Origin of the sequence: Bhargavaea massiliensis (assembly GCF_018390575.1) — a bacterium.
GTDB classification, from domain to species: Bacteria; Bacillota; Bacilli; order Bacillales_A; family Planococcaceae; genus Bhargavaea; species Bhargavaea massiliensis.
Genome location: NZ_JAHBCJ010000005.1, coordinates 184,532 through 199,074, shown reverse-complemented (window position 1 = coordinate 199,074; position 14,543 = coordinate 184,532). Strand labels below are relative to the sequence as shown.

Genomic DNA, 14,543 nt, shown 5'->3' with positions numbered 1-14,543 from the left:
TTGTATCTGAAGCGACTCGAAATCATCGGGTTCAAGTCGTTCGGTGAACGAATCGGCCTGGACTTTGTGCCGGGAGTCACCGCCGTCGTCGGTCCGAACGGAAGCGGAAAAAGCAACATCACCGATGCCATCCGCTGGGTCCTTGGCGAACAGTCGGCAAAAACCCTCCGAGGAGGCAAGATGGAAGATGTGATCTTCTCCGGAAGTGATTCCAGAAAAGCGTTGAATTTTGCCGAGGTCACTCTGATTCTCGACAACTCGGATGGCCGTGTGCCGCTTGATTTCAGTGAAATCAGTGTCACGCGCAGGGTGTTCCGTTCCGGTGATAGCGAATACCAGATCAACCGGCAGGACTGCCGGCTCCGGGACATCGTCGATCTGTTCATGGATTCTGGGCTCGGCAAAGAGGCATTCTCCGTCATTTCGCAGGGACGTGTCGATGAGATCCTGAACAGCAAGCCGGAAGACCGCCGGGCAATCTTCGAGGAAGCGGCGGGCGTGCTCAAGTATAAGCAGCGCCGCCGCAAAGCCGAGCATAAGCTTTTCGAGACGGAAGACAACCTCAACCGGGTGCTTGATATTCTGCACGAGCTGGACGGCCGCCTCGAACCGCTGGAGATTCAGGCATCAGCTGCGAAAGACTATCTCGCTATGTCCGGAGAGCTGAATAAGATCGGCGCGGCACTCCTTTCTTATGACATCCGTGAAAACGAAAAGCAGTTGGCGGATGTCCGCAGGCAACTGGAAGAAGCAGCCGGACTTGAGCATGCCGCCGCAGAAGAGGCCGGGCGCCATGAAGCAGAGCTGGGCCGGCTACGCGCTGAGGCGGAAAAGCTTGCTGCAAAACTTGACGGCCTGCACAACGCGCTGGCGGAAGCGGGCGCGAACGTTGAAAAATGGGAAGGGCGCAAGCAGGTGCTTGCCGAGCGGAAGACCCATGCCGAGAGGCAGCTCGAGCGGCTGCGGGAAGATTTGGCGGAGACTGAACAAGCTGCCGGCAGGCTCAGACAAAGGAAAGAGCAGGCGGAACGGGAAGCGGCTATCCGGAAAAAGGCACTCCGGGAAGCACGATCCGAGATCCGCCGGTTGCAGGAAGTCATGGACCGCCCGCTTGATGAGACCGCCCGAAGGATCGACGAGCTGAAATCTGCCTATATCGAACTTCTGAACGAAGAAGCAGCCGTAAAAAACGAACTTAAACATCTTGCTCAGCAACTTGAGTACCAGTCTGAATCTGCCGAGAGGAACCGCACGCGTGCAGGAGAGGCCCGGGCAGAGTGGGAAGAAGCTTCCGCAACGCTTGCGGGGGCAGAGCAGGAGCTTGCGGCCGTGAAAAAGCGGCTTTCATCTGTACGGTCAGCTGAATCGGAACTGGCGGCGTCTAGGGAACAAATCGCGGCTGATCTGAACGGTAAACAAGAGCAGCTGTACAAGGCCTACAGCCTGCTTGAAAAGCTGAAGGGCCGGCGGGAGGCCCTTGTTTCAATGGAGGCGGAATTTGCCGGGTTCCATACCGGTGTCCGTGAAGTGCTCCGTGCCGCCGAAAGCAACCGCCTCGACGGTATCGAAGGTGCGGTCGCCTCACTTGTTACCGTGAAAAAAGAGTTTGCCGGTGCTGCGGAAACTGCTCTCGGCGCGGCGGCTCAGAACATCGTCACCATCACGGAAGCCGATGCCCGCCAGGCGATCGGCTATCTGAAAAATAGCAGGAAGGGCCGGGCCACATTCCTGCCGCTGTCCGTGATGAAGCCGCGCCGGGTGGATGCTTCTTCACTTTCCCGCGCTTCATCACACGGAGACTTTATCGGGACAGGGGACACGGTCGTGACGGCGGAAGAAAAGTACTTGCCGATCGTTCAGAACCTGCTCGGCAACGTTCTCATCTCCCGCACCTTGAAAGGGGCCAATGAAATTGCCAAGCTGACCGGACACCGCTACCGCGTCGTGACGCTGGATGGCGATGTCGTCAATGCCGGGGGGTCGATGACCGGCGGCGGAACGGACCGGGGCAACCCGATCTTCATGAGGAAAGCGGAGCTTGAACAGGTGACCGCTGATGCGGACCGGCTCGAGAAGTCAATCGGCAATGCGGAAAAGGCGGTCGCTTCACTAAAGCAGCAGCTGGCGAAAGAATCGGAGAACCTTGATCGGGTGAGGGAAGAACGAGAAGGGCTGACGGAGAAGGAAGTGGGGATCGTCGGCAGAGTCGCAGAACTGAAGGCGGCGGAACGCCGCCTGTCCGACCGCCTGGCCCTGTTCGGAGACGAGGAATCCGGTACGACGGTCCTGACTTCCGGCATCCGCGATCGTATGCGGGAAGCAGAATCACGGCAGGCAGCCCTCAAGGAAGAGCTCGGCCGGGCATCCGGCGAGATCGAAGAGATGACGGGCCTTTATGAAGAAGGCCGTACTGAGCGCGACCGGATGAACAACCGGCTTGGTGAGCTCAAACAGGAATCCGCCGTTCTTGCCGAACAGCTGACACAGGCGGAAGCGGCTTCTGCAGAAGTGGAGGAAGAGTTGGCCGGGCGCCTTGCCAGAGCAGCGCGGCTCCGCGAAGAGATAAAGTGGACGGCCGGCGGAGATACCGAGTCAAGCCCCGAGGAAGCCGAGAACGAACTGAAAGAATGGAAAGAAAAAAAGTCTTCTCACGAAAAAGAATTGTCAGGAGCGCTTAAGAGGCGGGAATCTCTCCAGCAAGCCATCGCTTCGGCGGAAGCGAGATTCCGGCGTGCGGCTGAAAAGAGGGAAGCCCATTCAGCTTCTGTTCGGGACGCCGAGCTTCGCGCCGGCCGGATCACCTATGAGCTTGAATCACTCCGCAGTTCGCTCGAGGATGACTACGGAATCGATGAACTTCCGGAAGAAGGAATCGGATTCCCGGAAAATCTCCTGCCGGAGGAAGCCAGGAAGAAAGTGAGGCTTCTGAAGCAGTCGATTGAAGAGCTGGGCCCTGTCAACACAGCTTCAATCGAAGAGTTCGAATCCGTCTCGGAACGCCATTCATTCCTTGCTGATCAGCGTAAGGATCTGCTCGAAGCCAAGGAAACGCTTGAAAGCGCAATTGATGAAATGGACTCCGAAGTGACGGAGCGGTTCAGCAGTACATTCCACGCGGTCAGCCGACAGTTTGGCATCGTCTTCAAGGAATTGTTCGGCGGCGGAAGGACTGAGCTTGTTCTCACCGATCCGGACGACATGCTGCGGACCGGTATTGATATTGTCGCATGCCCTCCGGGCAAGAAACTGCAGAACCTCAGCCTTCTTTCGGGCGGGGAGCGGGCGTTGACCGCGATCGCCCTCCTTTTCGCCATCCTGAAAGTGAGGCCCGTGCCATTCTGCGTACTGGATGAAGTCGAAGCAGCGCTCGACGAAGCCAATGTGCTCCGATACAGCGATTACCTGAAGAAATTCAGCAGCGAGACGCAGTTCATCGTCATTACCCACAGAAAGGGGACGATGGAAGGCGCCGATGTGCTTTACGGCATCACCATGCAGGAGTCCGGCATTTCGAAACCGGTCTCCGTCAGGCTGACGGAAGGCAGCGAAGTGGAATATGAGGAGCCTGTCCCGTCAGTCGGGGCTGGCCCGAAAGGAGCGGGAATATGAGTTTTTTCAAGAAACTGAAAGAGAAAATGACCGGCAAGCCGGATGAAACGACTGAAAAATATAAAGACGGATTGGAAAAGACGAGAACATCGTTCACATCCAAAGTCAACGACCTCATCGCCCGTTACCGGAAGGTGGATGAAGACTTTTTCGAGGAGCTTGAGGATCTACTGCTTCAGGCGGATGTCGGATTCGAGACGGTCATGGAGCTGATGGATGACCTGCGATTTGAAGTGCAGCGCCGGAACGTCAAGGATACAGAAGGCATCCAGACCGCAATATCCGAGAAGCTGGTCGACATCTACCACAAGGGCGAAGAGGGTGAAGGCAGCCTCAATATGCAGGATGAGGGACCGACAGTCATCCTTCTGGTGGGCGTCAACGGCGTCGGCAAGACGACGACGATCGGCAAACTGGCGCACCGGTTCATCGGTGAAGGAAAATCCGTCATGCTGGCAGCCGGTGATACATTCCGGGCAGGAGCGATCGATCAGCTCCAGGTATGGGGCGACCGTGTCGGTGCGGAAGTGATCCGCCAGGCGGAAAATTCGGACCCGGCCGCTGTTATGTACGATGCGGTAAGGGCGGCGAAAAACCGGAACGTGGACGTCCTGATCTGCGATACCGCAGGGCGTCTCCAAAACAAAGTCAACCTGATGAATGAACTTGAGAAGGTGCACAGGGTGATCGGCCGGGAGTTGCCGGGCGCGCCGCACGAGACATTGCTTGCTCTTGACGCGACAACCGGTCAGAACGCCCTCATCCAGGCGGAGACATTCAAGGAAGCGACGGATGTCACGGGAATTGTCCTGACAAAGCTGGACGGCACCGCAAAAGGCGGCATTGTCCTCGCCATCCGCAACAAGCTCGGCATTCCGGTCAAATTTGTCGGTCTTGGGGAGGGCATGGAAGATCTCCAGCCATTTGATGCGGAGCGATACGTATACGGTCTTTTTGCGGAAGGACTCGAACAGGAAGCGGCCGAAGCCGGTGACCAGGGGGAAGATTGAAAGACAAGGGAATTTACTTGACAGGAGGATTTTCCCTGTATAGAATTCTCTTGACGGAGACGGGAAGGAGGGACTTTCATGCTGCTTGAAAAAACAACCCGGATGAACTTCCTGTTTGACTTCTATCAGGCATTGCTGACCGAGAAGCAACGAAGCTATATGGACCTGTATTATTTGAACGACCTGTCCCTGGGGGAGATTGCGGAGCAATATGAAATTTCCCGGCAGGCGGTCTATGACAATATCCGCCGCACGGAGGCGATGCTTGAAGAGTACGAGCAGAAGCTCCAGCTTTTCAGCAAGTTCCGTCAGCGGCTGGAAGCCGTCGACGCGCTTGTTGCCGATGTGGAACAAGGCGGGACGGATGCCGGCGATCTCGTCCGGCGCTTGCATGAACTGAAAGAATTCGACTGATAGGAGGCGGGCAATCGATGGCATTTGAAGGATTGGGCGAGCGCCTGCAGCAAACGCTTCAGAAAATCAAGGGCAAGGGGAAAGTGACCGAGACCGACGTCAAAGAGATGATGCGCGAAGTCCGTTTCGCGCTGATTGAGGCCGACGTCAACCTGAAGGTCGTCAAGGAATTCGTCAAGAAAGTGAGCGAGCGTGCTGTCGGATCGGACGTGATGGAGAGCCTGACACCGGGACAGCAGGTCGTCAAGATCGTCCGCGATGAACTGGCTGACCTGATGGGCGGCGAAGCAGAATCGATCACATTCGCCAAAAAGCCGCCGACCGTCATCATGATGGTGGGACTGCAGGGTGCAGGGAAGACTACGACAACCGGCAAGCTCGCAAACCTTATCCGAAAGAAATACAACCGGAAACCGCTCCTGGCCGCTGCAGACGTATACCGTCCGGCGGCGATCCAGCAGCTGGAGACGATCGGCAAGCAGCTCGGCATGCCGGTGTTCCAGCTCGGGACCGAGGCGAACCCGGTCGATATCGCCAAACAGGCCATCGCCAAGGCGAAGGAAGACCACCACGATGTCGTCTTCATCGACACGGCGGGCCGGCTTCAGATCGACGAGGACCTGATGCAGGAACTCCGGGATATCCATAGCGCTGTGAATCCGGATGAGGTCTACCTCGTCGTCGATGCGATGACCGGACAGGTTGCTGCAAACGTGGCGGAAACATTTGACCAGCAGGTTGGCGTGACAGGCGTCGTCCTGACAAAACTGGACGGCGACACCCGCGGCGGTGCCGCGCTCTCGATCCGTTCCGTCACCGGCAAGCCGATCAAGTTTGCCGGGATGGGCGAGAAACTCGACGCGCTCGAACCGTTCCATCCGGAGCGGATGGCGTCCCGGATCCTCGGGATGGGTGACGTCATGTCACTGATCGAAAAGGCTCAGTCCAATGTCGACGAACAGAAGGCAAAGGAACTGGAGCAAAAGTTCCGTGACCAGTCGTTCACGTTCGACGACTTCCTTGAGCAACTGGAGCAGGTGAAGAAGATGGGGCCTCTCGATGAGATCCTCAAAATGCTCCCGGGCGCCGGCAAAATCAAAGGTATCGACAACGTGAAGGTGGACGAAAAACAGATGGGCCGTGTGGAGGCCGTCATCAAATCGATGACGACCGAAGAAAAGTCAAAGCCGGAAATCATCAACTCCAGCCGCAAAAAGCGCATCGCGCGCGGTTCCGGCACAACCATCCAGGAAGTAAACCGCCTGCTCAAACAATTCGACGAGATGAAAAAGATGATGAAACAAATGTCGAACATGCAGCAGGGCAAAGGCAAACGGAAAATGAAAATGCCCGGACTTGATTCACTGTTCAAGTAATAAGTTGTGACAGGCGCACTACAGCTGACACATTCATTGGAAACTCACTTTATAGCTGATTGGAGCGGAGGGCGGCGACTCCTGCGGAAAAGGAAGCGAGGAGAGACCCTGAAAGGGGCTCGATACCTTCCCCGCGGAAAGCGTCCGCCCGGAGCGGAAATCAGCCTTAATTAAGGTGTTAAGAAAAAACACTTTACAAACCAAAAATGACTTGGTAATATACTATCTTGTGTGAAACTATTCGGAGGTGCTAACCATGGCAGTTAAAATTCGACTTAAGCGTATGGGCGCAAAAAAGACGCCTTTCTACCGTATTGTAGTAGCAGATTCCCGTTCCCCTCGTGACGGCCGCCAGATTGAAACGATCGGCACATACAACCCGCTCACGAAGCCGGCTGAGCTCAAGATCGACGAAGAGCTTGCACTCAAATGGCTCCAGAACGGCGCGAAGCCTTCTGATACGGTACGCAACCTGCTCGCTACGCAGGGAATCATGGAGAAATTCCATAACGCCAAGACCGCAAAATAATTTGACGGAGGCGACATGATGAAAAAGCTGATTGAAACGATCGTCAAACCGCTCGTTGACCATCCGGATGATGTTCGGATCGGCGTGGAAGAACGGCAGGGCAGGCTCGTCTGCTCACTGTCCGTCCACCCGGAAGACATGGGGAAAGTGATCGGCAAACAGGGCCGGGTGGCATCCGCGATCCGGACTGTCGTAAATTCAGCTGAAGGCGCAGGCCGGAAACGGGTGCGCGTCGACATCATGGATTAAGGAAGGGACGATTTTGGTTCCTTCCTTTTTCATACCCCGGAAAACCGATGAAGGAGGACGACGCATGAACTGGTATAACGTCGGGAAAATCGTCAACACGCACGGCATCCGAGGAGAAGTCCGCGTGATGTCACGGACGGATTTCCCGGAGGAACGCTATGCGAAAGGGGCGCGCCTCGGGCTCTTCATGCCGGGCGCAAAGGAACCAATTATGCTGACCGTGGCATCCCACCGCACCCATAAGAACTTCAATCTCCTTACATTCGAAGACCACACGTCCATTAATGATGTGGAAAAGTATCGCGATGGCATCCTGAAAGTGCCCGATGAGGACCTCGGGGAACTGGAAGAAGGCGAATTCTACTACCATGAAATCATCGGCTGCACCGTCGTCGACCAGGAAGGCCATGAAATCGGCGAGGTGACCGAGGTTCTGGAGACGGGAGCGAATGACGTCTGGGCTGTGAAGCCGCCTGAAGGCAAAATGCATTACATTCCGTATATCGAAGATGTCGTCCTGGAAGTCGACACTGAAAACAAGCGGATCGTCATCGATCCGATCGAAGGGCTGCTGTCCTGATGAAAATTTCAGTCCTATCCATATTTCCGGAAATGTTCGGCGGCGTTTTCAATGCATCCATCCTGAAACGAGCACAGGACAGCGGAGCCGTCGACCTTTCGGTACAGGATTTCCGCGAATTTGCCACGGACAAGCATCACAAGGTCGATGATTATCCATACGGCGGAGGGGCCGGCATGGTATTGAAACCCGAGCCGCTGTTCCGTGCTGTGGAAAGCCTTTCGGAAAGCCGTTCACCGAGAATCATCCTCATGTGCCCGCAGGGGGAACGGTTCACCCAGAAAAAGGCCGAAGAACTGGCGCAGGAGGAAGACCTCATTTTTCTGTGCGGGCACTATGAGGGCTATGACGAACGGATCCGCGAGCACCTCATCACCGACGAAATCTCCATCGGGGACTTTGTCCTAACCGGAGGGGAACTGGCGGCGATGACGGTCATCGACAGCGTGGTCCGGCTCCTGCCGGGAGTGCTCGGAAACGAGGAATCACCGGCACTGGATTCCTTTTCTACCGGGTTCCTGGAACATCCCCACTACACCCGTCCTGCGGATTTCAGGGGGATGAAGGTGCCCGATGTCCTCCTGTCCGGAAATCATGCGGAAATCGAGCGCTGGCGAGAAGAGCAGTCGCTCCGGCGCACATTGGAGCGGAGGCCCGACCTTCTCGATGACGCCGAACTCACCGGCCGCCAGATAGAAGTGCTCCGCCGCCTCGGCTGGCAGAAAGAAGAGTGAGTTCCGGGCTTGCCCGGAGACCTTGCCTGTGGTATGATAAGTCCCGTGCTTCTGTGTGAAGCACTCGATTACGGTGTTCCGCTGCAAAGGCAATTTGTGCATGAGCATCTGTAGTAAGGAGAGGAAAACATGCAAAACATTATTGCAGAAATCACGAAGGAACAACTTCGTTCAGACCTTCCGGCTTTCCGCCCGGGCGACACAGTACGTGTACACGTAAAAGTCGTCGAGGGTACGCGTGAGCGGATCCAGGTATACGAAGGGGTTGTCATCAAGCGTCGCGGCGGCGGCATCAGCGAGACATTCACAGTCCGCAAGATCTCCTACGGTGTAGGGGTTGAGCGTACTTTCCCTGTGCACACGCCGAAAATTGCGAAACTTGAAGTGATTCGCCGCGGTAAAGTTCGCCGTGCGAAGCTGTACTATCTCCGCAACCTTCGCGGAAAAGCTGCCCGCATCAAAGAAATTCGATAAACGACATTCGAAAGGGGCCGGCCTGTCCGGCTCCTTTTCTTTTTGCCTCAGTCTTTCATACACTCTATAATGGAATCAGATTGAACAGGGAGGCCAACGGGATGACAGAAGAGAAACAGAAAAATGAACTGTGGGAATGGACGAAAGTTCTTCTCATCGCGTTCGGGCTGGCTGCCATCATCCGGTATTTCCTCTTTACGCCGATTGTCGTAGACGGGGAGTCCATGATGCCGACGCTCGAGGATGGAGACAAAATGATTGTCAACAAAATCGGCTATTCGATCGGCGGGCCGGAGCGGTTCGATATCGTCGTCTTCCATGCACCGGAACAGAAAGATTACATCAAGCGGGTCATCGGGCTCCCGGGCGATCACATCGAGTACCGGGATGACCAGCTGTTCATCAATGGGGAAGCATACGATGAACCGTATTTGGATGAGTATAAGGAAGCGGTTACGGACGGAACGCTGACTGAGGACTTCACGCTTGAAGAAAAGATCCAGCGGGAGACCGTTCCGGAAGGCCATGTTTTTGTCATGGGCGATAACCGGAGGTTCAGCAAGGACTCCCGCCACATCGGCGTCATCCCGTTCGATGAGATCATCGGCAGCACGAGCCTGATCTTCTGGCCGATGGAAGATATCGGGCTCGTCAAGTAACGGAGGTGTGATTCATGACAATCCAATGGTTCCCGGGACATATGGCGAAGGCCAGGCGGGAAGTCACCGAACAGCTGAAGATGGTCGACATCGTCTTCGAACTGATTGACGCCAGGCTTCCGCAGTCTTCCAGAAACCCGATGATCGATGACATTATCAGCCGGAAACCCCGGCTGGTCATCCTCAATAAAAAAGATATGGCAGACGATGCCGAGACCGCCCGCTGGCTGGAGAAATTCCGGGAAAGCGGAACCGAAGCGGTGGCGATCAACTCGCTCGACGGAAAAGGCCTTCAGCAGGTGACCAAAGCGGCCCAGCAGATCCTCAAGGAGAAATGGGACCGCATGAAGGCAAAGGGCATCCGTCCGAGAGCCATCCGCGCGATGATCGTCGGTATCCCGAACGTCGGGAAGTCGACACTCATCAACCGGCTCGCCAAAAAGAATATCGCCAAGACGGGGAATACGCCGGGCGTCACAAAAGCCCAGCAATGGATCAAAGTCGGCAAGGAGCTGGAACTCCTCGATACGCCGGGCATTCTTTGGCCGAAGTTTGAAGACCCGGAGGCCGGCTATAAACTTGCGCTGACCGGGGCGATCAAGGATGCCATCACCGATCAGCAGGAGCTGGCGGTCTACGCTTTAAAGTTCCTCGAGTCCCATTATCCCGACCGGCTTAAGGACCGCTACGGCTTCCGCTCGCTGGACGGTGACATACCTGGGGCCTATGAGCGGATCGGCGAGCTCCGCAAGGTATATGAAAAAGGCGGCTCCATCGACTATGACAGCGTGTCCGAACTGATTGTCCGTGACATCCGCGACCAGCAGCTCGGCAGACTTACTTTCGACTTTGCAGACGACCAATGAACAGGCACGCCGCCGAAAGGGGGGGCGTGCCATTTTTATTTCCGGTTCGGGATGGACGGGAAAATACATAAGACGGGAAAGGCCTGATCATCAAGTGTCAAAAATGACAATCAATGAAGTGAGGACCTGGCTGGAAACGGCGGAAGAGGGGGACCCGTACTTTCGCGAACTAAAGAACGACAGCCGGGCAGGCGTCATCAAGCTGCTTGCTTCCTATGAGCGAAAACAAGATAAAAAACGACTCCAGCTGGAGAGACACCTTGAAAAGGAACAATTTGACGATGGGTTCCGCCTAAGCGCGGAATCACCCGTGGCAGGCGTGGATGAGGCGGGAAGAGGACCGCTTGCCGGTCCGGTCGTGACTGCGGCTGTTATCCTTCCGCCGTCATGTCCTGAACTGGCGGGATTGGATGATTCAAAGTCGATTTCCCGGGAGGCCCGGGAACGTCTGGCTGCGGTGATCAGGAAGCATGCGGTCGCCTGGTCAGTCCATGTTCAGCCTGCAACGGAAATCGACCGGCTGAACATCTACAGGGCCACCCGTGAATCGATGGAAAAAGCGGTGGCCGGGCTGTCCGTAAAGCCCGACGCGGTCATCGCCGATGCCATGTCGCTGGGCGGGGAAGTCCCATGCCATCCGGTCGTGAAAGCCGATGCGCTCAGCCTGTGTGTGGCGGCGGCGTCGGTTCTGGCAAAGACGGAGCGGGATGCCTATATGGACAGGCTGCATGAACAATACCCCGCATACGGCTTTGACCGGCACTCCGGATATGGAACTGCCGCTCACCTGGAAGCTCTTGAAACGCATGGACCCTGCCCGGAACACCGGAAAACTTTCGCGCCGGTGGCCGGATTTCTTGTCGGAACCAGCGGAAAGCCGGTTCAGTAAAAGACAATTATGGACAAGCTATGGCGGGTTGATTACAATGGGGGATGGCAAGAAACTATTCAGCAGTTCGATTGGAGGATGTAAGATGAATATCCATGAGTACCAAGGGAAACAGATTCTTCGCGACTACGGCGTCGTGGTACCAAACGGAATCGTTGCGTTTTCCCCTGAAGAGGCTGTCAAGGCGGCCAAGGAACTCGACACCAACGTATATGTCGTAAAAGCGCAGATCCACGCAGGTGGACGCGGAAAGGCCGGCGGCGTCAAAATCGCCAAGACGGTCGAGGAAGTACGCGAATATGCGAAAGAACTTCTCGGCAAGGTCCTGGTGACACATCAGACAGGCCCTGAAGGTAAAGAAGTCAAGCGCCTCTACATTGAAGAAGGCTCCGACATCCTCAAAGAATATTACATCAGCCTCGTCGTTGACCGTGCAACGGACCGTGTCGTCCTCATGGGCTCCGAAGAAGGCGGCATGGACATTGAAGAAGTGGCGGAAGAAACACCAGAAAAGATTTTCAAGGAAGTCATCGACCCGATTGTCGGCCTGACTGGATTCCAGGCACGCCGCATGGCATTCAACATGAACATTCCTTCGAAGCTCGTCAACAAGGCAGCGAAGCTTTTCCTGGGCATTTATGAAGCTTTCGTGGCAAAGGATGCATCCATCCTCGAAATCAACCCGCTCGTCGTGACCGGCGATGACCAGGTCGTAGCACTCGACGCAAAGTTCAACTTCGACTCGAACGCGCTTTACCGCCATGCCGACATCGTTGAACTCCGCGATTTCGACGAGGAAGATCCAAAAGAGATCGAAGCGTCAAAATATGACCTCAGCTATGTATCCCTTGACGGCAACATCGGCTGCATGGTCAACGGTGCGGGTCTTGCGATGTCCACGATGGACACGATCAACTTCTACGGCGGCAAGCCGGCCAACTTCCTTGACGTTGGCGGCGGCGCGACTGCAGAAAAAGTTACCGAAGCATTCAAGATCATCCTTTCCGATGAAAACGTCAAAGGGATCTTTGTCAACATCTTCGGCGGCATCATGAAGTGCGACATCATCGCAGAAGGTGTCATCCAGGCAACAAAGCAGCTCGGCCTTGAAGTGCCACTTGTCGTCCGTCTTGAAGGGACGAACGTGGAAGCGGGCAAGAAGCTTCTGAACGAATCCGGACTGAACATCACTGCTGCCGACTCCATGGCGGACGGCGCACAAAAAATTGTCGAACTCGTAGGCTAAGAAAGGCGGGAAAACGATGGGCATTTATGTCGATAAGGATACAAAAGTACTTGTACAGGGAATTACGGGCTCAACGGCCCTCTTCCACACCAAACAGATGTTGGAATACGGCACGAAGATCGTTGCAGGTGTGACTCCAGGAAAAGGCGGAACGGAAGTTGAAGGCGTGCCGGTTTTCAACACAGTCGAAGACGCAGTAAAGGAAACGGGCGCAACCGTCTCCGTCATCTACGTTCCGGCTCCATTCGCGGCTGACGCAATTCTTGAAGCGGTTGACGCAGAGCTGGATCTTGCAATCTGCATCACGGAACATATTCCGGTTCTTGATATGGTCAAAGTTGTCCGCTACATGGAAGGCAAGAAAACCCGCCTCATCGGTCCGAACTGCCCGGGCGTCATCACGGCGGATGAATGCAAGATCGGCATCATGCCGGGTTATATCCATAAAAAGGGCCACGTAGGTGTTGTATCCCGTTCGGGAACTCTGACGTACGAAGCGGTTCACCAGCTGACTGAAGCAGGTGTCGGCCAGACTACAGCGGTAGGCATCGGCGGAGACCCTGTCAATGGCACAAACTTCATCGATGTTCTCAAGGAATTCAACGAAGACCCTGAAACACTCGCTGTTGTCATGATCGGTGAAATCGGCGGAACGGCCGAGGAAGAAGCGGCAGAGTGGGTCAAGGCAAATATGACAAAGCCGGTCACAGGCTTTATCGGCGGCCAGACCGCACCTCCAGGAAAACGCATGGGCCACGCAGGCGCCATCATTTCGGGGGGCAAGGGAACTGCAGCCGAGAAAATCAAAGCGATGGAAGCGGCAGGCATCAAAGTTGCCGAAACACCATCCGTCATTGGTGAAACAATGATTAGCGTCCTGAAGGAAAAAGGTCTGTACGAAAAGTGCAAAACCCACTAAAATGAAAGTGCGGCACATTCAGTGCCGCACTTTTACTATTTCCGGAAACTTTCCGGGACAGGAGGTCGTGATCATCGATCGGTTTGAAGACCGTCTGCTGGCGCTGCACTATGTTTTTCCGGCCCCGATGAACCGGTTTGGCCGGCTGCTTGCTGCCGATCCCGGGCTGGAGGCGCTCCCCGATATGGGAATCGCCGAGCTGGCGTTTTTGCTGGATCTTGACACGGACCGGGCCACGCTTCTCAAGAAGAAGCTCCGCCTGAATGCGGACCCCCCATACACAGAAATGTATGCCGCGAGCTCCATCACCCCCATCCTGTATAGCCACGCCCTCTACCCCCATTCACTCACCCAGCTGATTGACCCGCCCGCTGTTCTATACGCCGCGGGCGACACATCTCTGTTATCCTTGCAGAACAAAGCGGCCATCATCGGCTCGAGAAAAGCGACTGCCTACTCACGACTTGCCATGGAAAAAATCATCCCGCCGCTCGTCCGGCAGCGCTATGCCATCGTGAGCGGCCTAGCGGTGGGTGCCGATGCGATGGCTCATGAGGCGGCCATCCGCCATGGCGGAAAAACGATCGGCGTTCTCGGAACTGGTCTTTCCCACAGATACCCGAAGCAAAACAACGGCCTCTATGAAATGATGCAGGCGGGTCACCTGCTCATCACGGAATACCCGCCTTATGCCGGCCCCAAAAAGTGGCAGTTCCCGATGCGGAACCGGATCATCAGCGGTCTTTCCGATATCGTCATTGTCACGGAAGCGGCCCGCCCGAGCGGCACGATGAGCACGATCGATCATGCGCTTGAGCACGGGAAGGATGTCCATGCCGTTCCGGGCCCGATAGATTCGCCGCTTTCCGCCGGCCCAAACCGGCTGATCCTTGAAGGGGCCGCTCCAGCATTGGACGGCTACACCATTCTTGGCGGGCTGCCCCGTGATCCGCTCTGAATGTGCAGGTGCTTCTTGCCCCGAGAACGGG

The 14,543-nt window shown here is 55.8% G+C and carries 16 protein-coding genes; all 16 read left to right on the top strand.

The genetic code is table 11. The features are described 5' to 3' along the window. The 16 genes from smc to dprA all read left to right on the top strand — a co-directional run bounded on the left by smc (position 1) and on the right by dprA (position 14,512). A complete protein-coding gene (smc, locus tag KHA84_RS09575; protein WP_213423299.1) occupies positions 1–3,609 on the top strand; it encodes a chromosome segregation protein SMC in 3,609 nt (1,202 codons plus the stop codon). Next, entirely contained in the window at positions 3,606–4,619 is a 1,014-nt protein-coding gene (gene ftsY, locus KHA84_RS09570) for a signal recognition particle-docking protein FtsY (protein ID WP_213423298.1), read from the top strand. Before smc ends, ftsY begins: the two co-directional genes overlap by 4 nt. Positions 4,620–4,697: 78 nt before the next feature. Then, complete coding sequence (locus KHA84_RS09565; protein ID WP_213423297.1) at positions 4,698–5,033, top strand: putative DNA-binding protein; 336 nt, start codon at positions 4,698–4,700, stop codon at positions 5,031–5,033. 17 nt (positions 5,034–5,050) lie between these two features. Then, complete coding sequence (ffh, locus tag KHA84_RS09560; protein WP_213423296.1) at positions 5,051–6,409, top strand: signal recognition particle protein; 1,359 nt, start codon at positions 5,051–5,053, stop codon at positions 6,407–6,409. 256 nt (positions 6,410–6,665) lie between these two features. Beyond that, the gene (gene rpsP, locus KHA84_RS09555; RefSeq protein ID WP_213423295.1) at positions 6,666–6,938 is read left to right on the top strand and encodes a 30S ribosomal protein S16; all 273 of its coding nucleotides are present in this window, start codon (positions 6,666–6,668) and stop codon (positions 6,936–6,938) included. A gap of 18 nt (positions 6,939–6,956) precedes the next feature. Beyond that, positions 6,957–7,187 carry a KH domain-containing protein gene (locus tag KHA84_RS09550; RefSeq protein WP_008297223.1) on the top strand — a complete coding sequence of 77 codons (231 nt, stop codon included), beginning with the start codon at positions 6,957–6,959 and terminating at the stop codon, positions 7,185–7,187. Between the two features lie 64 nt (positions 7,188–7,251). Further along, positions 7,252–7,767, top strand: coding sequence for a ribosome maturation factor RimM (gene rimM / locus KHA84_RS09545; protein WP_213423294.1), 516 nt, complete (start codon positions 7,252–7,254; stop codon positions 7,765–7,767). After that, the gene (gene trmD, locus KHA84_RS09540) at positions 7,767–8,501 is read left to right on the top strand and encodes a tRNA (guanosine(37)-N1)-methyltransferase TrmD (RefSeq protein ID WP_213423293.1); all 735 of its coding nucleotides are present in this window, start codon (positions 7,767–7,769) and stop codon (positions 8,499–8,501) included. The genes rimM and trmD overlap by 1 nt, the downstream gene beginning before the upstream one ends. A 129-nt stretch (positions 8,502–8,630) precedes the next feature. Continuing rightward, positions 8,631–8,975 (top strand): 50S ribosomal protein L19, encoded by a 345-nt coding sequence (rplS, locus tag KHA84_RS09535; RefSeq protein ID WP_157296435.1) that lies wholly within the window; start codon positions 8,631–8,633, stop codon positions 8,973–8,975. Between the two features lie 101 nt (positions 8,976–9,076). Continuing rightward, positions 9,077–9,634, top strand: coding sequence for a signal peptidase I (lepB, locus tag KHA84_RS09530; protein ID WP_213423292.1), 558 nt, complete (start codon positions 9,077–9,079; stop codon positions 9,632–9,634). A 14-nt stretch (positions 9,635–9,648) separates the two neighbouring features. Continuing rightward, positions 9,649–10,500 (top strand): ribosome biogenesis GTPase YlqF, encoded by an 852-nt coding sequence (ylqF, locus tag KHA84_RS09525; protein WP_213423291.1) that lies wholly within the window; start codon positions 9,649–9,651, stop codon positions 10,498–10,500. A gap of 103 nt (positions 10,501–10,603) precedes the next feature. After that, on the top strand, positions 10,604–11,389 hold the full coding sequence (locus KHA84_RS09520; RefSeq protein WP_213423379.1) for a ribonuclease HII: 786 nt from the start codon (positions 10,604–10,606) through the stop codon (positions 11,387–11,389). 85 nt (positions 11,390–11,474) lie between these two features. Next, positions 11,475–12,635 (top strand): ADP-forming succinate--CoA ligase subunit beta, encoded by a 1,161-nt coding sequence (gene sucC / locus KHA84_RS09515; protein ID WP_213423290.1) that lies wholly within the window; start codon positions 11,475–11,477, stop codon positions 12,633–12,635. Next, a complete protein-coding gene (locus KHA84_RS15605; RefSeq protein ID WP_419465596.1) occupies positions 12,563–12,769 on the top strand; it encodes a KxYKxGKxW signal peptide domain-containing protein in 207 nt (68 codons plus the stop codon). Before sucC ends, KHA84_RS15605 begins: the two co-directional genes overlap by 73 nt. Further along, positions 12,697–13,554 (top strand): succinate--CoA ligase subunit alpha, encoded by an 858-nt coding sequence (sucD, locus tag KHA84_RS09510; protein ID WP_419465595.1) that lies wholly within the window; start codon positions 12,697–12,699, stop codon positions 13,552–13,554. The genes KHA84_RS15605 and sucD overlap by 73 nt, the downstream gene beginning before the upstream one ends. Before the next feature lie 67 nt (positions 13,555–13,621). After that, positions 13,622–14,512 carry a DNA-processing protein DprA gene (dprA, locus tag KHA84_RS09505; RefSeq protein ID WP_336511129.1) on the top strand — a complete coding sequence of 297 codons (891 nt, stop codon included), beginning with the start codon at positions 13,622–13,624 and terminating at the stop codon, positions 14,510–14,512. Positions 14,513–14,543: the final 31 nt, after the last annotated feature.